Annotated in this window: 14 protein-coding genes and 1 tRNA gene; 6 read left to right on the forward strand and 9 right to left on the reverse strand. The window is 48.2% G+C overall.

The features are described 5' to 3' along the window. Nucleotides 1-1,473, forward strand: a complete 1,473-nt coding sequence (locus BUB38_RS16620) for a pyridoxal phosphate-dependent aminotransferase (RefSeq protein ID WP_254794924.1) — start codon at nt 1-3, stop codon at nt 1,471-1,473. Here the strand turns inward: BUB38_RS16620 and mqnE are convergent. The 8 genes from mqnE to BUB38_RS09430 all read right to left on the reverse strand — a co-directional run bounded on the left by mqnE (nt 1,470) and on the right by BUB38_RS09430 (nt 9,809). Further along, nucleotides 1,470-2,510, reverse strand: a complete 1,041-nt coding sequence (gene mqnE / locus BUB38_RS09395) for an aminofutalosine synthase MqnE (protein ID WP_073159896.1) — start codon at nt 2,508-2,510, stop codon at nt 1,470-1,472. The two genes, BUB38_RS16620 and mqnE, sit on opposite strands and share 4 nt — an antisense overlap. Beyond that, complete coding sequence (locus BUB38_RS09400; protein ID WP_073159898.1) at nt 2,498-4,249, reverse strand: ATP-binding protein; 1,752 nt, start codon at nt 4,247-4,249, stop codon at nt 2,498-2,500. The genes mqnE and BUB38_RS09400 overlap by 13 nt, the downstream gene beginning before the upstream one ends. Before the next feature lie 142 nt (nt 4,250-4,391). Next, nucleotides 4,392-4,465: transfer RNA gene (locus tag BUB38_RS09405), tRNA-Met, on the reverse strand. Between the two features lie 100 nt (nt 4,466-4,565). Beyond that, the gene (pgsA, locus tag BUB38_RS09410) at nt 4,566-5,741 is read right to left on the reverse strand and encodes a CDP-diacylglycerol--glycerol-3-phosphate 3-phosphatidyltransferase (RefSeq protein ID WP_073159900.1); all 1,176 of its coding nucleotides are present in this window, start codon (nt 5,739-5,741) and stop codon (nt 4,566-4,568) included. Nucleotides 5,742-5,772: 31 nt separating this feature from the next. Beyond that, nucleotides 5,773-7,425, reverse strand: a complete 1,653-nt coding sequence (gene recN, locus BUB38_RS09415; RefSeq protein ID WP_073159902.1) for a DNA repair protein RecN — start codon at nt 7,423-7,425, stop codon at nt 5,773-5,775. A 58-nt stretch (nt 7,426-7,483) separates the two neighbouring features. Beyond that, nucleotides 7,484-8,260 (reverse strand): tRNA (guanosine(46)-N7)-methyltransferase TrmB, encoded by a 777-nt coding sequence (gene trmB, locus BUB38_RS09420; protein WP_249506174.1) that lies wholly within the window; start codon nt 8,258-8,260, stop codon nt 7,484-7,486. Between the two features lie 20 nt (nt 8,261-8,280). Beyond that, a complete protein-coding gene (locus BUB38_RS09425) occupies nt 8,281-9,171 on the reverse strand; it encodes an MBL fold metallo-hydrolase (protein WP_073159904.1) in 891 nt (296 codons plus the stop codon). A gap of 44 nt (nt 9,172-9,215) precedes the next feature. Continuing rightward, a complete protein-coding gene (locus BUB38_RS09430) occupies nt 9,216-9,809 on the reverse strand; it encodes a hypothetical protein (RefSeq protein WP_073159906.1) in 594 nt (197 codons plus the stop codon). Nucleotides 9,810-10,038: 229 nt separating this feature from the next. On the opposite strand from BUB38_RS09430, the gene BUB38_RS09435 reads away from it, so the two are divergent. Continuing rightward, nucleotides 10,039-10,845, forward strand: coding sequence for an exodeoxyribonuclease III (locus tag BUB38_RS09435; RefSeq protein WP_073159908.1), 807 nt, complete (start codon nt 10,039-10,041; stop codon nt 10,843-10,845). A gap of 2 nt (nt 10,846-10,847) precedes the next feature. Here the strand turns inward: BUB38_RS09435 and BUB38_RS09440 are convergent, their stop codons facing one another. Then, complete coding sequence (locus BUB38_RS09440) at nt 10,848-11,864, reverse strand: polyamine ABC transporter substrate-binding protein (protein WP_254794926.1); 1,017 nt, start codon at nt 11,862-11,864, stop codon at nt 10,848-10,850. 312 nt (nt 11,865-12,176) lie between these two features. Here BUB38_RS09440 and BUB38_RS09445 point away from each other — a divergent pair, with 312 nt between their 5' ends. The 4 genes from BUB38_RS09445 (at nt 12,177) to BUB38_RS09460 (ending at nt 25,357) form a co-directional block, all read left to right on the forward strand. Further along, complete coding sequence (locus BUB38_RS09445; RefSeq protein ID WP_073159912.1) at nt 12,177-20,072, forward strand: cadherin repeat domain-containing protein; 7,896 nt, start codon at nt 12,177-12,179, stop codon at nt 20,070-20,072. A 104-nt stretch (nt 20,073-20,176) separates the two neighbouring features. Next, nucleotides 20,177-20,503 carry an SUI1 family translation initiation factor gene (locus tag BUB38_RS09450; protein WP_073159914.1) on the forward strand — a complete coding sequence of 109 codons (327 nt, stop codon included), beginning with the start codon at nt 20,177-20,179 and terminating at the stop codon, nt 20,501-20,503. A 118-nt stretch (nt 20,504-20,621) separates the two neighbouring features. Next, nucleotides 20,622-22,256, forward strand: coding sequence for a FecR family protein (locus BUB38_RS09455; RefSeq protein WP_073159916.1), 1,635 nt, complete (start codon nt 20,622-20,624; stop codon nt 22,254-22,256). Further along, nucleotides 22,256-25,357 carry a right-handed parallel beta-helix repeat-containing protein gene (locus tag BUB38_RS09460; RefSeq protein ID WP_073159918.1) on the forward strand — a complete coding sequence of 1,034 codons (3,102 nt, stop codon included), beginning with the start codon at nt 22,256-22,258 and terminating at the stop codon, nt 25,355-25,357. Before BUB38_RS09455 ends, BUB38_RS09460 begins: the two co-directional genes overlap by 1 nt. Nucleotide 25,358 lies beyond the last annotated feature (1 nt).

The following is a 25,358-nucleotide window of genomic DNA, read 5'->3' on the forward strand; positions in this document are numbered from 1 at the left end:
ATGAACCGTTTGAATGTTAGACTTTCTGAAAGGCTTCCCAATGATTTGACTCCCAGCCCTTTTTTCGAAGAGTTGGAAAAAGCGAAAAAGGAAAGCACTCCGTTTATCGACATGACCGTCAGTTCGCCGGTTCGCGTGGGACTGCCTGTGGAATTGGACTCCGCGGTAGACGAAGCCCGCAAACAGTTCGGCCATTGGTCTCCCGATGCCTCGGGCTGGCGTGAGGCCCGAGAAGCCGTTGCCGCTTACTATCGTGAAAGAGGTGGTCGCTTTACTGCAAACCAGGTCATCATTACCGCAAGTACCAGCGAAGCTTACTCTGTACTCTTTAAGACATTCTGCAATCCAGGCGATGCCATCTTGACGCCGATGCCCGGCTATCCGCTGCTGGATACGCTGGCCCAGTTGGAACATCTGGAATGCGCTCCCTATTTTTTGAAACTGATCCGCGAGAAGAAAACTGGGCTAAAGACCGTTCGCTCTTTACGTCAGGAACTTTCCGCGCATCATGCTGCCCGCAACCCGCAGACTCCCGCCGAGTGTCATACGAAAGACCCGCAGACTCCCGCCGAGTGTCATGCAGAACAGAACGTCGCTCCTTTGTGTCATGCTGCCCGCAACCCGCAGGGCGGAGTCGATGCATCTTGCCTTCCTGAATCTTCCGCTCCCCAGTTCCGCTTCGTGCTGGATACAGACAGCCTGCTGGCCGCTCCCGAAAACGCCCGCATCCTTCTGCTGGTTTCGCCCCATAATCCCACAGGCCATATTGTGGGCCTCGCCGAGTGGAATGAAATTGTTCGCTTCTGCGAAGAGAACACCTTGATTCTCGTGGTAGATGAAGTCTTCGGCGATTATGGCTTCAGCGACGAAGTCAAACGCAGTTGGCTGTATTTGCGCGGCGGAAACCGCAATGGTCTTGGTGACGGAAACATTAACGCCGACTTCTTTGACTGCGGTGGAAACGACATTGTCTTTGCTCCTGTAAACGGACCCAAGTGTCCCATTTTCTGGCTCAATGGTTTGAGCAAGGCTGTTGGCGCTCCGCAATTAAAATTCGGCTGGATGGCCTTCTATGCCCCCCGTGAAAATTTCGAAGAAATCCGTGCCGCCCTTGAATTCGTTGAAGACGCTTACTTGAGTGCTTCTTCTTGCGCCCAGTCTCTGGCGGCACCGCTGTTGGCTCGCTCCGCCGATTACGAAGCCCAAGTTCGTGAGCGTCTGCAAAACAATTGGGAAACCCTTCGTGCCGCATTCCCCGGCAAGTATTGCCCCAAGGTTCTTGGGGGCTGGTATGCCGTGTTGCATCTGGGCGACGATGACGAGGAATTGACTCTTCGCCTACTTCGCGAAAAGCGTGTGCTGGTACAGCCGGGATTCTTCTTCGATTTCGAAGATGACGGCTGGGTTGTAATTAGCTTGTTGCAAGAGCCTGCGTTGTTCGCCGAAGCGGTCGAACGCATGGTTGAGCTTTAAGAGAATCGTTCGTAAAGAGCGTCGCGTTCCACCGGTTCCAAACCTTCGTTCAAAATCAGCTGACGCATACGTTCCGGACTCATGCCCACGGGAACCTTGGCTCCTGCGGCGTGGGTAATCTTTTCTTCGATGATAGTTCCATCCAAATCGCTGGCACCGGAGTGCAATGCCTTCATGGCGGTCTCGATTCCCATCTGGATCCAGTAAGCCTTGATGTGGGGGAAGTTATCCAGGAACAGTCGTGCCACCGCCACCGTACGCAGAATATCTTCCTGACTGGTCATGTTGGGAACGATGCTGTGAAGGGCGTTGTGTTCCGGATGGTACACCAGAGGAATAAATGCGAAAAAGCCGGGGGCTTCATCTTGCAGGTCGCGGAGCATCTTCATGTGAGCGATGCGATGTTCCGGAGTTTCGATATGGCCGAACAGCATGGTGGCGTTGGTAGGAATGCCAATCTTGTGTGCCGCACGGTGAACATCCAACCATTCTTCGCCAGTTTCCTTACCCGGGCAAATCTGGTCGCGAACACTCTGCACCAAAATTTCGGCACCGCCGCCGGGCAGTGCATCAAGACCTGCGCCCTTCAACGTTTCCATGATCTGCAGGGGAGTCTGCCCAGACAGTTTGGCGAAGTGGGCGATTTCTACTGCGGTAAAAGCCTTCAGGTTGACCTTGGGAAATTCTACGCGAAGCTTGCGCAACATTTCGATGTAATAATCGAAAGGGTGATCCGGATGGAGGCCGCCAACAATGTGCAGCTCTCTTGCACCGCCTTCAATGGCGAAAGCCGCCTTGTCGCGAATGGTGTCGTAATCCCAGTCGTAGGCGGTAACGCTATCTTTCTTGATCTTGCTGAAGGCACAGAACTTACAATGCAGAACGCATACGTTGGTGTAGTTGATCTGGCGGTTGTTCACCCAATAAACTGATTTGCCGTGGCGACGTTCCTTCTCTACATTTGCCCTGGCGCAAAGTTCTTCCAGGGGGGCGTTCAAAAATAAATCAAGAGCTTCGGATTCTGTTAGACGCGACATATAAGATTCTTCGGTAGATATTTCAGTACCATTTTTTCAAGCTGGTCGGCATGGATCGGCTTTGACAGGTAGTCTACAAAACCCTCACTCAGGTATTGTTCCCGTGCGCCTTCCAGTGCGTTGGCTGTCAACATGACAACAGGCGTATTAGGATTCATGTTGTCTAGAGACCGCATCAGACGGAAGGTTTCGACACCGTCCATCTTGGGCATCATGTGATCCAGGAAAATCAGGTCGTACTGTTTTTCGCGAACCATCTTCAAACATTCTTCGCCGCTGACGGCCGTATCGATTTGCATCTGGGTCTTCTTGAGAAGTCCCGAGAAAACCTTCAGGTTCATAGATACGTCGTCGACGACCAGGATGTGGGCGTTGGGGGCGTGGAACTCTTCGTGGTAAGTAGGTTCCTCTTCCTGAACAGAAACATTTATGTCGCCTACCGGCGTTGCAGAAACAATCTTTTGGGGAAGGCTAACCTTGAATGTGGATCCGCGTCCTGCAATGCTTTCGACTTGAATGGTTCCGTTCATCAGTTCGACCAACTGCTTGGTGATGGCCAGACCCAGACCGGTTCCTTCGATATTGCGGTGAAGCCTTTCATCAATTCGGCTAAAAGAATCAAACAGGTACTTCAGATTGTTTTCGGAAATGCCTACGCCAGTATCCTGGACTTCGATAATCAAGTTGATCCAGTCTTTTTCGCCAATGGTCGTATAAACGCGAAGCGTAACGGAACCGCTCTTGGTGTATTTGATGGCGTTGGTCAGCAGGTTGCTGCAAATCTGGCGGATACGGGGTTCGTCGCCTAGCAGGACCGAGGGCGCAGCCTGTTCAACATCTGTTCGCAGTTCCAGTCCCTTGCTTTCTGCTCGGTTAGCAATCAGGTTGAAGGAATCCTTAACCAAAATTCCCAGGTTGTATTCTGTGGGAATGATGTTCAGTTTACCCGATTCGATCTTTGAAAAATCAAGAATGTCGTTAATAAGGGAAAGCAAGGCCTTGCTAGATGTCTTGATATTCTTTGCGTATTCCAGGGAATCAGGTTCCTGGGATTCTCTCAGGATCAGTTCGTCGTTTCCCAGAATGGCGTTAATGGGGGTGCGAATCTCGTGGCTCATGTTTGCGAGAAAATCACTCTTTGCCTTGCTGGCCGCTTCTGCCTTTTCCTTGTATTGGATGTTCTGGCGGAGCAGGTGGTTCATGTATTTCTTGTTCAAGTTGATATTTCGCTTGAGCAAGATGGCTATGGCGACTTCAGCTGTGTAAATGAAGGGGAGGCGGACGCGTACGGATTCCTGGTACTGGTAGCAGTATTCAAAGACTGGAGTGAAAAAGGCTATGGCTAGGATGGCACCGATGAACAGAGGGAAGCCTACCGCTAACTTTGTGTGGAAACAGTAAAGGGCGATGACAGGGACTAGCACCACCCACATGACACCGAAACCTTCGTGACCGCCATTGATGATGTAGGTGATAATCAGGACGGTCAGCATCAGCATCGTGACGGGGGTTGCTACTTTTAGGGAGTCGAAACGGATGATGGTGAAGTAGCTGAAGAACATGATGAACGCGATACCTCCATTGATGGCGGCGATCAGGGGCTCTTTTTGCATGATGTTCACCGCGATGAACATGGTGCAGATTATGGCGAAAACCAATGTCACAATCCTCATTGCGGGAATGTACAGGATTTTATCGTCGTTAATCAGTCTTGAAAAATTGTCGTCTTTTTCCTTCATCGGTGGGCAATTTAGAAAAATATGGATGTTTTTTAGAATACTATCAATTGGGTGTGAGGTTAATAACGTTGTTTTGGAAACAATGCTAACTAGGGGAAATGCAAAAAAGAAAAGAGATCTAAACTAGATCTCTTTTCTTTAGTAGCGGGGGCAGGACTTGAACGCTGCGACCTCCGGGTTATGAGCCCGACGAGCTACCAACTGCTCTACCCCGCGTCGATGTTGAGACCATATATAGAAAAAGCCTTGAACATTGTCAAGGCTTCTTGTGCATTTTTTTTGTCCGTCGGACGTACCGACTAGATCTGTATACTGATTAGACGAACTTCTTAAGGATATGCTTGCTAGAAACGAAGTAGTCTACGCCACTGAGTACAGTCACTGTGGTAATGACGCCCATGACAATCTGCGGGAAGTTTTCCCAGATGCTATCAAAGCCGGGAATCATCATGCGCACGGGGTCAATAGCGCCTAGGAGAATGGCTACAATGCCTGCGCCCTGGAGGGCTGTCTTCCATTTACCGCTGCGACGGGCCGGCATAATCAGACCTTCGCTTGCCGCCAGAGTGCGTAAGGTTTCAACGCTGGATTCGCGGAAGTAAATAATCGCGACCATCCAGACGGGTGCGTAACCTGTTGCGATAAAGCACATGAAAATGGTCATGTTGGAAATCTTATCGCTGAAGGGGTCCAGATATTTTCCGAGGGTGCTGACTTCACCCATTTTGCGGGCGAGATGTCCATCCAGAAAATCGGTCAGCATAAAGCCAAGAACCATCACTAAGGACAAAGTCTTAAAGACCAGGCTGTTGTTGCTGTAGTTCAGGTCGTTGTCGTAGAAGAATACCCACAGGAAGAAAGGCGTCAGAACAATGCGGCTCATGGTGAGCTGGCTAGCAATAGAAAGAGGCTTGCGGTGTGCGGGGTCGCGGTAGTACCAGTAAGCGTAAGCTGCTGTTGCTGCAAGAACCAGCAGGATGCTGGTGACCATGGCAATCTGCTGATAGTCTTCCAGGTTCAGCAGGTAGACACCCATAGTTACTGTAATAGAAATGTTTGAAAGCTTGCTCCAGCGGCGCTTACGGGGGAGTGTCTTTCCTTCGCGAAGAACTCCAAGAGAAAACAGAGTGTGCGCAATGGTTCTTGCCAGTAGAACTACGCAACCTACTGCCAGCAGCTTTTCCGCCTGGTCATTCTGCATCAAGTCGCGAATGAAAATGCTGGTCAGAACGGTAAAGGAGAGCATCCCGTCGATAAAGTTCAGCCACAACCTGTAATAGGGCTTTTCGATTTCCTGGGATCTGAGCTGGTAAAGATTGACCCAACCCATGATCAAGGCGATGCCGACAAATGCACAGGCCGTCTTGGCCATGCCAAGCCAGATGAAGGCGATGACCGCTAAAAAGACAACAGCGCGCATGGCGCTCCAGATACGAGTGCGTAGTCTTACTTCAGATTTTTTCTCTTCAGTTAAGATAGTTTCTTCAGTCATTTTTTTGTTCTCTACAAATTCCGTATAAAATCTACAAGTTTTCGTCCAACAATTGTTTTGCGTGTTCGCGAACTGTATCGGAATCACCCCCTAACATGCGGGATATCTCGGCGATACGCCCATCTCGGTCTAGTTCGACCACAGAAGTGAAGGTTCTGCCGTCAATTTCCTTCTTGCTGACGGCCAGCTGGTTCTCTGCGCGGCTGGCGACCTGGTGCAAGTGGGTGATGGTCAAAATCTGGTGGTGCTTGCCCAACTTGCGGAGTGCGTCTCCGATGCTGTTTCCCACTTCGCCGCTGATACCGGAGTCCACCTCGTCAAAAATCAGCAGGGGCACGCGGTCCAGTTCCGCCATAACGCTCTTGATGGCCAGAAGCATACGGGAAAGTTCACCGCCAGAAACGGCCTTCTGCAGGCTCTTGAATCCTTCGCCGGGGTTGGGGGCCAGCAGGAATTCAATGCGGTCGGCGCCGTTGGGCGTGAGGGCCTGTTCCTCGATGGAGGTCTTGAATTCAGCCTTGGGCATGCCCAAACTATGGAGAATTTCGCTGACGGCGCTGTCGTAACGTTCGGCGGCGTTCTTGCGGGCTTCGGTCAAAAGGCCTGCGATGCGGTTCAGTTCCGCCTGTTCCTTGTTTGCCTGGCGTTCCAGTTCCTCAAGGTCGGCGTCCAGATTTTCAAGACTATCCAGTTCGGTGCGACGCTGCTCGGTCAGTTCCATAAGGCCTGCCACGTCGGTGCGGTACTTGCGCTTCAATTTCTGGATCTGGGCGATGCGGGCATTGGCGCGATCGATGTCTGCCGCACTTACCGCTGCAGACGGCGACAGTCTCATCAAGTCCTTGCAGATACTTTCAAAGGGGTCCGCCACTTCAACCAGGGCGTTCAAATCTTCGTCGTAGTCGGGAACCTTGGCGGCCAGGGTGCGCATCTTGGCCTGCAGCAACTGCACCTGGTCTAACAGTCCGTTTTCACCGCCGAGAATTCCCTGGACTTCATCCAGGTAACGGCGTTCCGCTTCCACCTTGGAGGCGCTGTTTACCTTTTCTTCAAGAGCTTCTTCTTCGCCTTCTTTCAGGTTGGCCTTAGAAAGTTCCTCGAACTGGAACTTTAAAAAGTCCTTCTGGGCCGCAAGATTCTTGGCCTTTTCTTCGGTTTCTACAATCTTGGACTTGATACCGTTCCATGCAGACCAGTGGCCTGCATATTCTGTCAGCAGGTTTCCGTTGCCGGCGTAGTCGTCCAGCATCTTGGCGTGGGTGCGGGTGTCGCGGAGCAGCAGCTGTTCGCTCTGGCCGTGCATCTGGATCAGTTCTTCGCCCAGCTTCTGCAGGTCAGACAAGTTGACCACGGAACCGTTTACGCGGGCTCGGCCCTTGCCGTTTTCCAGGACTTCGCGGCGGATGATCAGTTCGTCATTTCCGTCGTCCAGTTCCAGTTCCTTGAGAACGTTCCTTACGTCATCTTCGCCAGAAATGTCGAAGGTGGCTTCCACAACGGCCTTGTCGGCGCCAGTACGAACAAAGCTCCCTTGAGCCTTGTCTCCGCAAACCACGCGAAGTGATTTCAGGAGAACGGACTTACCAGCACCGGTTTCGCCGGTGATTGCAGTGAATCCCTGACGGAAGGGAACTTCCGCTTCCGAGATCAGGGTGAAACCATTAATAGAAAGCTGCTTTAACATACCGCAAACAAACTAGAAAAAATAGCATGTCAAAAGATGACAAGGATCGGTTGCTTTTTTACTTCTCGAACTCGATGATGGAGCGGTAAATGGGGCGGCCTTCCTTGCGGTACTTCTTTTCGAAGCCGGTCATGATACCTTCGGTAGGCTCAGCTTCGTTGCGGACCAGCACCTTGCAGCCGGGGAAGTTGTCGAACACTTCAAGAGCCACTTCGTTGTATTCCTTGTGGTCGGTGCCCCAGTAGAAAATACGCTTGCCGGGCTTCATCACGCGGGCCACCTGTTCCAGGAAGTCGGGGCGGAGCAGGCGGTTCTTGTGGTGGCGTTCCTTGGGCCACGGATCCGGGAAGTACATGTGGAAGGCGTCTACGGTATTGTCCTTGACGCAATCGCGGAGGAAATAGAATACGTCGCCGCGGAGCATGCTGGCGTTGTTCAGAACGCCTGCCTTGTCCATCTTGCGCTGGGCGAATGCGGCCCAGGTGTAATCCCATTCGCTACCCATAATGAAATAGTCTGGGTGCTTGGCGGCATAGTCCGAAATAAAGCTGCCCTTGCCGGAACCGATTTCCACTTCGATGTGGTCGTTGTGGGTGGGGAACATGTCCTTCCAGTCAAAGTCCAGCTTGTGGGGGAGTCCGTCGGGGGTTGCAATGGGCTTGCGGTCACCGTTGGTGCGGAATACATAGTGCCAAAGGGCCTTGGCGTTTTCGTCTTCCTTCAGGTCGCGGAAAAATTCCGGAATGACCACTTCCTTTTCTGCGGCTGCGGCGGCGCCTTCAACCACTTCTTCAACTTCGTTTTTTGCTTCTTCGTTCATAATTTCTTTTTCCATTTTTATTCGGTTTGCACGCCTTATAGCAGAACCACAATTTTATCCTTGAATTCTTCGGGAATAGCCTTGGCTATTACATCGCGGATGTACTTGTCGGAGTACTTCATGGAGAAATGGCTCAGGATGATCTTTTCGCACTTGACACTGTCGCCCATTTCCTTGAGGGCGTGTACAATGTGGTTGATGTGGCTGTGTCCTTTCTTTACACTCATGGCCTCATCTTCTGGCGAAAGGAATGTGCATTCCGTAATCAAAATCTTGGACTGGAAAACGCGGTAGTTGTCCAGCAGGCTTTCTCCCAGGCAGTCTCCCATGAAGCTGACCAGGGGCTCGTAAACTTCGCGGGTGATTTCCACCTTGTTTTCGCGGAGGGCGATCAGCTCGGCAGGGGTTTTCTGCAGGAATTCTTCCTTCAACTTTTTTTTGTAATGGTATACGGTGCCGCCCATAGCCGGTATGGAATGCTTTACTTCAAAGGCTTCCAGGGCCAGGTCCTTACGGTACTCCAGGAACTGCAATTCGTTTGGGGCCACGGGGACAATGGTGGGCAGACGGAACTTGTTTTCGGCGACCCCTTCGAACAGGGCTTCGGCACGGATCCAGTCCTTGGCCCGTTCCGCGATGTTTTCGGGAATGTAATAGACGCTATCCCGTTCTACACCCATCATCTTGCGCAGGCTGTGATGACGCATCAGGCAGCGAGCATGGTCGCCATGGGCGTGAGTCAGAAATACATGATTGATGGAGGTGGCCGACAGGGGGCATTCGCCCAAATCAACGCAGAAATCCAGTTCGGGCATCTGCAAGTAGGTGGCCAGCCCCGAAATAGAGAAACCCGACACAGAAGTGGTCGGTGTTTCTACATGAACTTGCTTCAGGGCATTATGGATGTATTTATTTTCTGCAGCCATTAAAAACCAGTCAATTTTTATGGCGCAAATTTAGAAAAACCAATTTATTTGGTCTTTGCATTCTCTTCGATCAGACGATCAAAGTCGGCACAGCTCAGAGCTTCGATATGGTTACCCATGGCGACGCTACGAGTACGGGCGTTACCCTTCTTTTCGGGAATGCGGAAGCAGAAATTATAGATGTTACCCTGGTCGGTGGGGATGCCCATCTTGAAGACGCGGATACGTTCTGCACCCTTGTTGTAAATTTCGTGATAATCGTAAGTGTTCTTGATCTTCTGCAGGCGCTTTTCCTGGCTGAATTCCATTTCGTCGACGATAGGGCCGTCCAGATAGAGGGGGAGGGAGTTCTGGAAACGGAGCTCCAGCATGTTGCCGCTCTTGACGATGGAAGTTTCCTGAGGCTTGATCAGGTAGCGCTGCTGAGGAATGTTCTTATAGGCGCGGCTCTTGACCGTTCTTACACCGCACATTTCGCGCATATCGGGTTGTTCCACAAAGTCGATGTCTCGGCAGATGGGGGGCAGGTTTGTGGGAACTTCAAGATTCTCTCCGCTGGAAGAACCGGCGCAGCCAGTCAAAAGGGAGATTGCAGACGAAAATACGATGCCAGATAAGAACAGAACTTTAGATTTCATGGCTTTAAATATACGTTTATTATTTGGATTTGCGTTTTTTTTATTAAGATAATTAAAAAAGATTTAACGTTTTTATAAGCGCATTTTGTAAACTTAATTTAACAAAGTCGCTTTTTTGTGTGTTTTTGGGCATGAACCTCCCTAAGTGAAAAAACGAACACTTTTTTTGACATTGAATGACAGGCTAAAAAAGCTATCTTTGGCGCCGAAACTAAAGATTAGGTGTCGAATGAACATATATAGTTGGAACGTCAATGGCTTGAGATCTGCTGCCAAGAAAGGCTTTGCCGATTGGTTTAGCTCCACAAAGCCGGATATCCTCTGCCTGCAGGAAGTGCGCGCAGAAGAAGATCAGATTGACGAAGCTATTGCACATCCCGAGGGCTATTTTGCCTACTGGAACGCCTGTAAGCGCAAGAAAGGCTACAGCGGGGTGGGTGTCTTGTCTCAGATTGAACCTGATCGCGTGAATTACGGCTTCGATATCGAAGAATTTGACGACGAAGGCCGTGTTTTGCAGTTGGTCTTCCCGGATTGGGTGCTGAACTGCATCTATTTCCCCAATGGTGGCTCCGGCGACGACCGCCTCGACTACAAGCTCCGCTTCTACGATGCCTTCCTTGAAAACAGCAAGCGCTGGTTGGACGATGGCAAGCATGTGGTGACCGTTGGCGACTACAATACCTGCCACAAGGAAATCGATATTGCACGTCCCAAGGAAAACGCCGATGTCAGCGGCTTCCTGCCCATTGAACGCGCCTGGATGGATAAGTATGTGGAAAACGGCTTTGTGGATAGCTTCCGCAAGCTGCACCCCGATACCAAGGACGTCTATTCCTGGTGGAGCAACCGTTTTGGCGCCCGTGCCCGTAACGTGGGCTGGCGTATTGACTATGCCTTTGTAGATGCCGCCCTGGTTCCTAACATTGTCAGCGCCGAAATCCACACCGACGTAAAGGGTTCAGACCATTGCCCCATCAGCATCGAGCTGGAACCGCCCTTTGCCCCTCTTCCGATCAAGAAGAACGAAGGCTAGTTTTATCTTCGTTTGATGTATTCCCAGGCCTGATCGTAGAATTCTACGGCTTCGCCCACATCTTTCAGGAACACCAGTCGAGAAATGTCGCCCCTGGTGGGGTTGACTACATTGTTTTTCTTGAAAACGCTGTCGATGATGTTCAATGAGGACTTGTTGGGGGTGGCGTAATTGATGTATTTGGCCAATTTAGCCCCGGTCTTGGTGTCGAGAATGTAATTCATGAAGGCATAGGCTCCCTCAGGGTTCGGGGCCTTGCTGCTCAGGAGCATGGCGTCTACCCACATGAAGGAACCCTCGATTGGAATGGCGAACTGTAAGGTCGGATCTTCTGTCATGGCGGCCATGGCTTCTCCGTTAAAGACCACTGCGGCCCAGTTTAGCCGAGAAAGGACCTTGTTTTTACCGCTGACAGAGCCGTCAAACCCTAGGAAGTTCTTCGATTTGGTAATGCCCTTGATGTACTCTGCGGCAGCTTTGATCTGTTCGGGATCGGTGGAGTTTGCGTCATACCCCTTGGCCATAAGGGCCATGCTGAGCATGGAACGGCTTTCGTCAAGGAGGCTAAAGGACCCTTTGTTCCTTTTTTCATCCAAAAGTGTGTTGTAGCTGACCTTAGAAGGGCTTAGGGTTGTGTCGCGGTAAAGGATTCCCGTTGTACCCCACAGGTAAGGCACGGAATATTCGTTGGTGGTGTCATAAGGCGGGTTGAGGAACTGTTCTGCAATATTTCTTCGGTTGAACACGTGGTTCGTATCAATTTTTCCGATGAATCCCAGGCGGATCAGCTGCGGAATTACCACGTCGCTGGCGATGATGACGTCATATTGACTGTTGCCGGAGGTCTGTATCTTGCTGATCATCTCTTCCTGGGCTTCGTAAAGTTCCAGGTGGAGTTTGTAGCCGGTCTTCATCTGGAAGTCTGTCAGCATGGACGGGTCAAAGTATTCGCTGTAAATCATTACAGTTACTTTGTTTGGATCTTGGTTCTTGTTCTGATCGCCTCTGCAGCCAGCCATGAAAACGGCCAGGAAGACGAAAGAAAACGTGATTAGAAAAAACTTTTTCATTTACAAGAGAAAAAATAACAAGGAAATCGTAATGAAAAAAACACTTTTTGTGTAAAAAATGATGCCTTAGGTCACTGAATACCCGTTTTTTGACGATTTTAGCCCACTTTTGGGGGTGTTGTGTAGATATTCCTGTTGAAAAAAAATTGTAAAACTTTTATATTGACCTATTGTAACTAAAAAAGTTACGGACTAAGTTGTTCGTGGTTGGATTATCTTGGTCGGCATTGGTTTGGTTTTCATCTTAAAGGAGATGAACTAATGTGGTTTGGAAAGAATAAGTTTGCAAAATTTGCCATGGCTCTTGCTATGGCAGTCTCTGCTGTCAGTCTGACTTGGGCTGAAGAAAGCGTTGATATTCGAGATACGCTGTATCCCCTGTACTTCAAGAATGTTACCGAAGATCCGAGAGGGATGCGTGCTGAACAGCAACTTGAATGGAACTACTTGATGAAGTTCAAGATGTTCGGTGCCGAGGGCATTGAATTTGGAAACAGGGAAATCAAGATTCCTGATTCCGTTGGCTGGTTTGGTACTGCAACGGGTGACTTCAAATTGGGACAGAATGGTGATAGTAAGGTGGGTGGTCCCATCATGATTGGCGGTGACGTCATATTTGCCCAAGGTCCTGATACCATCTTGACGGGCCCCATGCGAGTCAATGGGAAAGTTAGTGTTTTGCAGGCGAATAACTTCCAGGGTAAGGAGAACTACATGGTGGGTGTCCATTGTGTAGGGGGGGATTATGCTCCTGAGTATGCCAAGTTTGTTGGCGCGGGGCTTCTGCGGGATATGGCCTCCTGCCCGGATTCCATTCCCGAAGTAAAAACGGATTTGAAAGTCCCTTCGTTTTTTTACGATGCTAAAATAATCGAGGCCGCCGATGGTGGAATGCGTCCGGCTCTGAATGTGAATGGTGCTGAATGTGCGAGTGGGTTGAAAGATGGTAATAACTTCTGCATTCACTACATCGATGTACCTTATGATGAGTATCGCGATAAGCCTTATGATATCTATATCAAAAGTATTTCGATTTCCAACGGTGGTAAGATCGTTTTTAGAATGCAGCCGAAGGGCCGACTGACCCGCGTGTTTTTCCAGGATGGTTTGGATTTGAACCCTAGTTCCAAGATTCAGATTATGTACATGGACGAAGACGCTAAGTTTGACAAGGGCGTCTGGTCTGGAAATGGCTCCATTGTCGAGAATAAGAAATACAGCGGTGAGTTGTTGTTCTTTACTCAGAATGACATCATATTTAAAACATTTAATGCAGGTACTGATACATTACAGGGAACCTTTATCTCTGAAAAAACAATCAATGTGGCTCAGCATATGATTCTTGCTGGTCAGCTCCTTGCAAATAAGATTACCGTTGATACGGACTTTGATGGTACCGGCTTCCGTTATGTGCCTTACAACTCTCCCGAAGTCGACATTGAATTTAACAAGGCTGGAGAAGAGCTGTATCTCCTGGCAGAAGGTCATGATGTTGATACCGTTAAGATTCTGCTGGATAAAAAGGCGGAAACAAAGATCTCTCTAGAATATTGCTTTGCCTTTGGCGGTTCCGAAATTGGCGTAAACTACGCTGTCGAAGACGATATTGACCTGGAAAAGGATCCGACATTCCCCATATGCGGAAAGTCTACGAAGTCGGTTTCTTTTGTTGTTGGTGAAAAGTATTTGGCTTCCCCGATCTTGGTTTATATCAAGGATGATAAAGAAATTGAAGAAACTGAACGCATCACTTTCCGCGTCGTAAACTTGTCTGGCGCAAAACTGAAAAAGAATGGTGGCTCTAGTGGTGATTTCCCGCTAGAAATTGAAGATAACGATAAACAGTTAATCAGTATCGATGGTCTTGAAATCAACGTGATCGAAGATGAAAAGTTCATCTTTAGTCGTGATATTTTCCCCATATTTGAAATGGGCGGCGACCCCTGGGCAGGGGATTTCGGTATCTATGTCGTAACTCCCCCGAAGAAAGATAGCCTGAAGACAATGGTTAACTGGGGCGATGATAAGGGTTTGGAAGAAGCTGTTGACTATAATCGTAAGATTGGTGGTAAATATGTTGGCGTTCCCTCTGGAATTTTGGATGGCTCCATGGGTTGGAATCTGGTTTATAATCCGCCCGAGGATGCTTTTGGTGAAAAGTATGATTTCTTGAAGTTTAGGGTTTTGCGTGATGGACTTTTGTCTGATGATACCTATACTCTGTACATCAACATCATTCCTGTAAACGATCCTCCGGATGCTCACGACACTACCTATAATTTCCTCGAAATGGTAGACACTAAGAATGGTGCTGTTCCCGCCAAGGAAACTATTCGTGTCGAAGACAAGGATGATGTTGCTTTCACTTATTCCTTCAGTACAACGTATGAAGACAAATACACCGAAGCAGTTCATGATCGAATTCTTGAACTTTATGAACTGGATCCTACGACCGGTGTCCTTTCTGCCAAGAAGGGTGCTGTTCTTAACTATGAATCTTCTGACAGTGTGTTGGTTGCAAGAATTGTGGTTAGCGATGGTAATGGTCAGACCGATGACGATGACAATATCCTAAGAGATATCATTACTGCAACAATCCGAATTAACGATGATAACGACAAGCCTGTTGTTGTTCAGGGCCAGGTTTTCGTTGTTGATGAAAATGCGGGCAAGATTCCTAGTGTTAGCAGGGAAGCTGTTGCTGTGGATTCTGTGGTTCGTAAGGCTAACAACCAGGATCCGAAGAAGGTGCTGGCTGATGATGAAGACCTTGATAAGAATCCTCCTAAGGGTTGGGGTTACCTGACCTACTCTATCAAGGATGCTTCCGGTAATTTTGAAATCAATTCCAAGACCGGTGTGATTTCTGTTAAGACCGGCGCAGACATTGACTTTGAAGATGATTCCAAGAATTCCTTTAGCGTTACCGTCTACGTTGTTGATGGCGGTGGACTGAAGGATTCTGCCGAAGTGATTATCAATGTGACCGACGGTAATGATATCCCAGAATTTGTGAATGTCGAGGACCTCTATGATACCGATGAACATGTGGCTAAAGAAACCGTTCTTGGCTTGATTGAAATCAAGGATCCGGACGCTAGCGATGCTGAACCGTCTGACTTCAATGTTTCCTTGAAGGACAACAATCTGGCTTGCGGCGCCTCTTGCGCAGAACTCTTGTTCAGTACTAGCGTTATTAAGGATGAAGGCAAACTTTATGTTCAGCTCTTTGTTTTGGATAGCTCCCTGGTAAATTATGAAGATCTTCCCAATGATGTCTTCGATGTGACTCTCACTCTGAGCGACAATGACACCTCCGTTTCCGCAGTGACCAAAATTCAGGTCAATGACATCAATGAACGTCCCTTTGCAAGTAACTTCCTTGATTCCATCGTGGAAAAGTCTCCCAACGGTACTAAGGTGGGTTCCTTGGTGGCAGGTGATCCTGATACAAAGAACAAGTCTTTCAGCACTTTGACTTACACCATTGTTGAATCTGGTATCCCCTTTGAAATGAGTGGTAAGGACATCTTGGTCAAGGATAGCACTGCCTTGAACTATGAAGATGTTACGGACCATCAGTATGTATTCCACGTAACGGTTAGCGATGGTAAACTTGACTCCACCGTCTCCGTGACTGTCAATCTGATCGACAAGAATGAAAAACCGGACATTATAACAAAGTGTGATGAAAGTGATCCTGAATGCAATTCTTGCGATGCTACAATCAAGGATTGCGATAAGCCCACCACACCTCCGGATTCCACCTGTAAGGAAAATTGCGGTTATAAGGATCCTGTTTCCGATAAGATTATCGTGAATGTGGCTGAAAATTCCAAGACCGGTATGGTCCTGTTCGAATACTTGATCGTTGACGAAGATGCCGGTGATATCGAAAAGGATATCGTATCCTTCGAGAATACCAATGGCTCAGGCGCCGATAGCCTCTTCAAGATTGAAAAGGTGAAGGATGGCGATACCTATAAGTTGGTCGTCACCGTGAAGGATGGCTCTAAGCTGGACTACGAAAAGGTTAAGGCAACTCATGAACTTGATCTGGTTGTGTCCGACCCGACTATCTTGACTCTTAGGGATACTGTTAAACGTACCATCAATGTTATCGACGTGAACGAAGCTCCTTCTGCGGAAGATTTCAAGGATTCTATTCCTGAAAATTCCCCCAAGGGCACTAAGGTTGGTACTTTGGTGGCCAGCGATCCCGATACAAAGAACACTGTCTTCGGTACTTTGACATACACCATTGTTGAATCCGGTGTTCCTTTCGAAATGAAGGGCAAGGACATCTTGGTCAAGGATAGCACTGCTCTGGACTATGAAACCGTTCCGGATCATAAGTTCGTCTTCCATGTGAAGGTGAGCGATATCGAATACGATACGACTGTTACTGTAACAATTTCACTGATTGACAAGAATGAAAAACCGGAAATCATTACAAAGTGTGATGAAAGTGATCCTGAGTGCAATTCCTGCGATGCTACGATCAAGGATTGCGATAAGCCCACCACACCTCCGGATTCCACCTGTACTGAAGATTGTGGCTATAAGGATCCCAAGTCCGATAAGATTTTCGTGAACGTGGCTGAAAATTCCAAGACTGGTATGGTCCTGTTTGAATATGTCATCAAGGACCAGGATGCCGGCGACATCGAAAAGGATTCCGTATACTTCGTCAATGTCCAAAACAAGAAGACTGGCGCCGATTCTCTCTTCAAGGTTGAAAAGGTGAAGGTGGGCGATACCTATAAGTTGGTCGTCTCTGTCAAGGATGGCACGAAACTGGACTACGAAAAGGTTGAGCCGGTTCATGAACTTGTTCTTACCGTATCTGATCCCAAGAAGTCCGACTTGAAGGATACCGTGATTCGTACCATCAACGTTATTGACGTGAACGAAGCTCCGGTTGCAGAAGACTTCAGCGAATCCATTTACGAAAATAGGCCTAAGGGTGCCAAGGTTGGTTCCTTGGTCGCTAGCGATCCTGATACGAAGAATACCGTATTTGGTACCTTGACTTATACCATTGTTGAATCTGGCGTACCTTTCGAAATGAAGGGCAAGGATATTTTGGTGAAGGATAGTGCCGCTCTGAATTATGAAACTGTACCTGATCATAAGTTCGTCTTCCATGTGAAGGTAAGCGATATTGAGTACGACACCACTGTTACCGTAACTATTACCTTGAAGGATTTGAACGAAGGTCCTAAGATTGTGACCGAGTGCGATCCTAGCGATCCCAAGTGCAAGGATCCGGGAACTTGCGATGCTGTGTTCAATGACTGCAGCAAGCCCACTACACCTCCGGATTCCAGCTGCACCGAAAATTGCGGTTATAAGAATCCTGTAAATGATAAGGTTGTTGTAAACGTTCGTGAAAATTCCAAGACCGGTCTTGTGGTCCTTGAATACATTATCGTGGATGAAGATGAAGGCAAGAATGGCATTGATGCCGATTCTGTATATTTCACCAACACCAACAAATCCGGTGCCGATTCTCTCTTCAAGATTGAAAAGGTGAAGGATGGCGATGTGTATAAGTTGGTGGTGACTGTCAAGGATAGTTCTAAACTTGATTATGAAAGCACCGAACATCTCCATGAGCTGACTCTTGTTGTTGTTGCTAAGAATGATCCGACCTTGGTTGATACGGTTATTCGTACCATCAACATTGTTGACGTAAATGAACCTCCCTTTATTAAGGACGGTAACTTCGAAATCAAGGAAAATCTGCCGAAGGGTACAACCGTAGGCCAGGTTGTATTTGGTGATGATAAGGACCTGAAGGGAGTCTCTAACCCGGCCTTCGTGAATAACGTGGTCACTGTCATCGGTGGTGATTCCGATAAGTTCAGTGTTAGCCAGGGTGGCATGATTTCCACCAAGACTGTCCTTGACTACGAAAATGACAAGCATGACTACATTCTGGTTGTTGAAGTCACTGACCGAAATGATCCTACGCTCTCTGCCGTGGATACTATTCGAATCAAGTTGATCGATGTTGTGGAACAATCCAATGTGGAAATCACAAAGGTGGTCACAAAGGATTCCACCTACAAGAATCCCGACACCGTCTATACCAATCAGTCTAATATCACGGCTCACTGGAGAGGTGGATATACTCTGCCGGATCAGAAGACTACCTGGACCGTTAATAACGACACTTCTACTACCTTGGTACCTGGCCGTAACGTGATCCGCGTTGAATATAAGGATCCCACAGCCAACACCTCCGTCGTGGATTCTGTTGTGATTTACTATAGCAACACTCTGCCTACGGTGACCATCAGTGCTAATGGCGATGCTGCAAATGCTCATAACATCTATACCATCGTCGAAACTCCGGATGTTTCTGATACTACGATTTACGTAAATCACGAATCCAACGATGTGGTTATTAAGATTCACGATCCCGCCAAGGAAATGCTGGGCGACAAAAAGTCTGCAGATACCGTTATCGTGATTTCTATGGAATTGGGTACGGCTAAGGTTGATTCCAAGACCTACACCAACCTGGACAAGGTTGTAAAGGAAACTGTGGCCCTGGATCTTGATGCTGCCGCCGATGCCAAGCGCAATGTCAAGGCCGATGGCAAAACCGATGTGTCTTACACCGAAAAGGTGGCTGGCATCCAGGTGACTATCAGCTACACTGAAGACAAGCATGGCGACGTGGTGAAGGTTCCTGTTGTTCAGGATAATGGCAAGGTGGAAAACATCGAAGTCATTAAGGTCAGCTATGTCACTAAGGACCAGAAGGGTAACGAAATCACGGTTTCTTACTATGCCGATGCTTACACTGGAGTGGCCCTCATGTCTGATGCTCAGGGCAACCTGATGACCAGCGGTGCCGCAAGTAAGCAGGAAGGTGCTTCTAGCAAGACTTCTACTGTGGGTATCTACAACGTATCTTACCTGCCTACTATGGAATCTAAGGATACCTTGCTTGTGTCTTACACAGTGGATCGTAAGGGTAACCTGATCAAGAATGCTAGTGGCGATATCGGTTACCATGTGTCTTACACTTATACCGATGCCTGCAACAACTCCATGACCAGTTCCGTATTCATTGTGCTGGATAAGGTTAAACCTGAAGTTGTGATTCTTTCTCCTGCAAACAGGGACATTATCTATTCTAACTTCACGGAAGTGATTTGGACCGTAGATGGTGTTAATCAGGATACGCTTACGACACAGGGATTGCAGCCTGGTGGTAATACCATCGTGCGCTTCTTCCGTGATAAGGCCGGAAATGAGGCTTCCGACACTGTATTCGTAATCATGAAGGACGGCAAGAATGTTGTGCTTTCTGTTGAAAATCCGGTGACCGAAGTTTCTAAGGAAAGGGTTGATAAGTACTACAGCAAGAATCCTCCCTCCGAGGGACAGACTTATGCTGTAACCGTGCAGAATCCCAAGACCGGTAAGGAAGTTGAAACCATTAAGGGTGGCAGCTTCGGTACCAAGAAGGGCAGCGGAAAGGAACCGTATCCGGGTCTTGATGAAGATGAAGGTCACCTCGGTCCCACCTTGGTCATGGAAGTCAAGCTCCCCGTTATCTCCGGTAAGGACGGCCTGGCAACCTTGGACGACATCTTGAGCAAGGATGGTCTGTATGTTCTTAAGGAAGGTATTGACGCCGCTTCTGGTGATATCAAGGGCGTTGATCCTCTGACTGGAGAGGTTCCGGATGACGGCAAGATTCTTATCGCCGACTACGTCAGGGAACATTGCGTTGATGAAGTCCAGAACAGCTACAAGCCTGGCGATGACCTGAGCAAGCTGAACCTGTATGACACCAAGGTGAACATCAAGCTCTGGATCTACACCACGATCGGCGGCTTTGTGGATTACTACACCTTCAGCCAGGATATGAACAACCCCGACTATACCGATGAAACTGGTATGTCGAAGCTGTTCTTTGAACTGAAGCCGGATATCAATGGTAATGTTCGTGCTGAAGATGGACGTCTGATTGCTACGGGCGCCTACCTCTACAAGGTTGAAGCTTCTGTCCGCGCCAAGGCTCGCTGCGACATTCCTTCTCTGACCAGTTCCAACGGTCGTAAGAAGAATGACGTGGTCAAGAACGATGATGACCTGCTGAAGAGCTTCGGTTACAAGCGCCCGACAGAGAAGTAACTCTAACTTTTTAAAAGCGAAGACGCCCGGACATAATCCGGGCGTTTTTGCTATTTCGTGCAAAACTTTTGCTAAAATTGTGAAAAAACAGAAAAGGGTTTAATATGGGTATTGAAGAACGTTCTACACTTGTCTATTCTACCGGAGTCGGCCGCATTAAGGAAGAAAAGCCTAAGGCTGAACGCCCTAAGGGCGATGGAGTCGTCCGTATCATGTTAAAACGTCTGGGTGGCGGCAAGATGGCTAGCGTGGTCACCGGCGTGCCCATGGACGAGGATGAACTGAAGGAACTGGGACGCCAGTTGAAGCAGAAATGCGGTGTTGGCGGTTCTGTGAAGGACTTTGCCATCGAAATTCAGGGTGATAAACGCAATATTTTGAAGGCTGAGCTGGAAAAACGCGGTTTTACCGTGAAATTAGCTGGCGGTTAGCTTGATTTGTATCACCTATTGTAAAGAATACTTGACGTTTCCCCTCAAAAAAGCATATTTTTAACATAAAAAGTGTACGAGGCGGTGCCAAAGTACGTTCTTTAAAAGTTGAGGGATTATGTTCGGTAAAATCCTTAATTCTCGAGTAAAGTTTGATTTTAGACTGGCTGTCGCTGTGGCCTTGCTTCCGGCGATGGCATTTTCTGCTCCTGCCGTGGGTAAGGTTCGTTCTGCCTTGGGTACTGTGGACCGTATCAAGATTAAGCAGAGTGAATGGTCCGCCCTTCGCGTGGGGGCCAGCGTCTATCAGTCTGACCGCGTTCGTACTGGCGTGGAATCCGAAGTGATTTTTGGCCTTCCTGATGGAAGCTCCATTACTATTGCCGAAAATGCTGAAGTCGAAATGACTAACCTTCTTGAACCAAATAACGAAGGTGGCTTTGAAACCCGCCTCGATATTAAGAAGGGGCACCTTAACTTTGCTGTTCCCAAACTGCTGAAGGACAAGTCCAAGTTCATCTTCAAGACCGGAACTGCAACGGCATCTATCCGTGGTACTGAAGGTTATATTGGCGGCGAAGGCGTTTTCTTTGCTGGTCTGAAGACCGGTAAGCTGGAAATTTCTCCCAACGGTAGCGAACAGAGCGTGGCCATCGTTGCTGGCGAAACGACTTTCGGAACCGACTCCCTGGTGGTCTTGAAGTTGGCTTCTTCCGGTGAAGCTCGCTTTGCCAAGAAAATCGAGAAACTTCTGGCCGACAAGTCCAAGAATGTTGCCGACTTGATTCCCGAAATTCAGAAGGCTGACTCGACCTATCAGGAAGAACTGAAGGAAGAAGCTCGTAAGGCTGCCCAGTCCCTTCCCGAAAACGGTTTCTCTGTTTCTACGAATTCTCCGGTGGATGTCTGTGACCAGGGCCTGATGGTAGAAGGCTTCTACCGTACCAAGGACGAAGCGGCTACCCTTATTCTCAAGGTTGGCAATTCCTATCAGTCTGCAAACCTGATCCGTGTTGCCGATGGCGTATCTCATTCCTTTGCCCAGAAGGTTGTCCTGACCGATGCAAATGGTCTGTGGAATGTCAATAAGGCTACTCTAACCTTTATGAGTGCCGGTTCTGTTACTTCCAAGACAATCGATATCAATGTCAACAAGGCCTGTTCCGAGGTTAACACCAAGGCTCCCGTGGTGACTATTTCTGCCTACGATTCTCTGCGCTGCTCTGCAACTGCCTCGGTGAGCGAAATGCAGAATGATGCAGGCGATGTTTCTGTGGAAATGGAAGGATCTCCTATTTCTGGATTGTCCATTACCAAGAATGCTCAGCATCGTGTCAAGCTGATTCCTGGCAATCATGAATACTTTGTAAGAGTCAAGGATCAGGCCGGTAACGTTTCTACGATTTCCAAGTTTATGGGATGCTATCCCAAGAAGCGTTTCAGCGTAGATGTTATCGGTGGTAATCGACAGCTTCTGAATCCTCCGCCTCCTCCGCCGGGAATGGATAATCGTATCACCCAGACATTACAGTTTAGAATAAAGATGTCTGAAAATAATCCGACTTATCTGTATAAGGTTGTTGTAAAACAGAATGGAAAAACTATATTACAAGAAACCCAATCCCAGATCCAAGGCTTGGATTATCAGATTCCTGTGGAATTGAATCGTGAATCCGTCAACAAGTTCGATATTGAAGTCATTCACAAGAGCGGATATAGGGTAAAGGCTAAGAAGGTTTACGAGGTCCGTTAATGAATTTTAGAGTTCATGCTCTAATGACGATTTTTGCAGCAGCACTCCACGTGAGTGCTTTTGCTGTTGAAACGGAATTGGGGGGCGTTTTTTCGGGTTTCATAAAGAAGGAAGGTTCTCCTTACCTTGTTAAGGAGACGTTGATTGTTCCTGATGGCAAGTCCGTTTTGGTGGAACCTGGTGTTGTCGTGAAATTTGCTGAAGGGGCTGGCCTGGATATCCGGGGTGGTTCCTTGGCAGTCGTGGGCGACTTGAACAAGCCTGTAATTTTTACGTCTGAAGATGAATCGGGTACCTGGAACGGTATTTCCATTACGGGTGTCAAGAAATCTGAAGCGCAGTACCTGCAGGTGGTGAATGCTGAATTTGGCTTTGCTGTAGAAAGCGGTGTGCTGGAACTTCGTGACGTCACCATCGACAATCCGCAGCAGGCGGGTGTCTACGTGCGAAATGGCTCTGTGGAAATGCAGTGGAGCAAGATCCGTAATGGCGTCAATATTGGTGTCTGGGCAACTCAAAGTGCCGAGGTGACTCTTGATGGTTCTACCTTAGAGAATAACCGAGTGGCCTTGGTTTCTGCAGAAGGTTCTTCTGTGATGTTGCAGCGTTCCAAGTTGCTGAACAATAAGATTGCCGTTCTCGACTTTGGACACAACGACCTTAAACAGCGGAATTCCCTGATTCAAGGCTGCAAGATCGGATATTTGTCTAAGGATTTGCCGTCTGCAGACATTAAGCGTTCCTTGAATGACAACGAAACTGCTGTCGCCCAGAATGTGGATGGCGTTGCGGAAAATTTGGGTGATGAACCTCGCAATCCCTATGCTGACGGAACAAAATCGTATAACATGTTTAGCGGAATCGGAGAAGTGGATCCTTGGAAGGTTTCTGGAAACCTGGCTCTCGATGTTGGTTACCATAAGGTGTTGATGCGCCATAATCCTACAGGTGTAGACTACCTTGCTGGTCGTGATACGGTAAAGCCTGGTGACTATTATAAGAACTATTTCCAGGTTCCGGGCTTGTTTGCCAACTGGAATGCCAGCATGGTGATGGAATCTCCTTCGGGCCAGACCATCGAATTTAATGCAGACATTTCTAATGATTCCTGGGATAAGTTTAAGGTATATACTCTGCAGATGGTTTATACCGACCAGATGAATTCCTTTACTTTGGGTGATTTTTCTCTGAGTGCCGGAGACACGTACCTGGCAGGCATTAATGCCTTTGGCGCCATGTATCAGCTGAATCTCTTTAAGAACGCCGCAGGAGAACCTCTGTTTGTGGGTACTGCCTTTGCTGGTGAAGCTCAGGCTCCCAAGATTGTTGGCGAACGCAATTATGACTTGTACAACGAATATATTGAAGACGGCGAAGCCGAAGCTCAGAACATCGTGGTGGGTGGTCGCGTTCGCTGGAATATGCACCGTCGCTTCAATGGAACCTTGGGCTTTATTGGTAGCAAGGATTACCTGGAAGATCCGTTCTTTAGGGATGGTCAGCCTGGTGATGTAAATACCGTGGACCCGCTGGTAACGTCCCGTAATTTCTTCGCCGATGGTAACTGGCTGTTCTTCCCTGGTGATATCAAGTTAAATGGCCAGATTGCTGTTGGTGCCGCAGATACGGCAAACGCGGCGAAGATTCGTGCGATTAACCAGGTGTTCCTGGGCGCCGGTCTGGATGCCTCTAACTTGGGCTTGCTCAATAAGCTGATGAAGAATCCCCAAGAGGTGAATGGCCTGTCTCGCGACCAGTTGGCATCTATTTTTGGCGAAAGCAGCATGCTTACTCCTTCCGAGATGCGTGAAGAATTGCGCAAACTTCTTGACAAGGCTTCTAGAGTCGCAAAGAATACTGTGGTTCAGGATCTTGACCCTACCAGCGGAGAATTGTGGGATCACAACCATGTGGCCTTGGCTGGATCATATGAATGGTCTAACGAGAATACGTTTATTGAAGGCTTCATGCGTTATGTGGGCAAGGAATACTACAGCGCCGGTTCTCCGGACTTGCAGCAGAATTCCCGAATGGTCGGTGGTAATTTGCGACAGAAAATCTTTGACTTCTGGCGATTCTCCTTTGGCTACGTCATGAATGTTGAAAATGCTGCCGGCGAAGGCTCCAGCTATAACATCATGGGCATGGGCGAAGGTACCAAGTGGGGTATGTTCTCTGGTGCAGAAAAGGATTGGCTGGAGGAACATGAACAGGACGAAAATAGAACGCTCTACACTCATGACGCCTATGTAGGAAACCAGTTTAGGCTGAACAAGAATATTGACCTTTCTCTTCGCTATGCCGTGAACTATAGGACTCGCAGTACCGCCCAGAGACTGTACGCCAACTACAGTGTCAATTCCGGTATTTATAACGATGACTGGTTTAAGGCAAGGGATGGCCGTCCTACAGTGGATGTGATTAACGGAAATGACACTTTGAAGATTGACTCTGCCCACTGGGCCCATTACTATGGCTTGTCTAAGTACGAATATCTGGCTACGCAGTTTGATGAAAAGATCTTAAGACATCATGCCCAGATCGGTTTGACATTTAAGTTGCCGATGAACGTTTTGAAGGTTGGCGCCTCCCTTATGGTTCGCAAGGATTATTCGGAATTTGTTCAGGATAAGTTGCTGAACGGTCTGGACTTGTCTGATGAATCTTTCGGTATTCTCGGATATCAATTCCATGGCAGTGAATTCTTTGAACAGCGCTATCCTATTTCTCTGGCAACGACTGTTGGCGGATTCAAGAATGTGCTGTCTGTGACTCCCCGTTACAAGATTTTCAATCGCAACAACATGACTGAATTTGAATGGATCCTGGATGAAAATATGACGTTCCCCATGGCAAACCAGTTCCTGGAACTGACCTTGAATGGTGGCGTTCGTCAGAATTTCCTGGACTACGAAGTCAGAAAGCAGAAAATGGATGAAATGGAATTGGATCTGAATGGTTCTGTAGCTCTGCGCGTAAATCATTCCGATAAACTTTATACGGTTTGGACTCTTGGTACGGTCATGAATTACAGACCCGACAATCTGGCTGACGAATATAAGGACCTTTATATTATTGCATCCCTGAATTACTCATTCTAGT

The sequence above is a fragment of the Fibrobacter sp. UWH5 genome (assembly GCF_900142505.1).
Taxonomy (GTDB): Bacteria; Fibrobacterota; Fibrobacteria; order Fibrobacterales; family Fibrobacteraceae; genus Fibrobacter.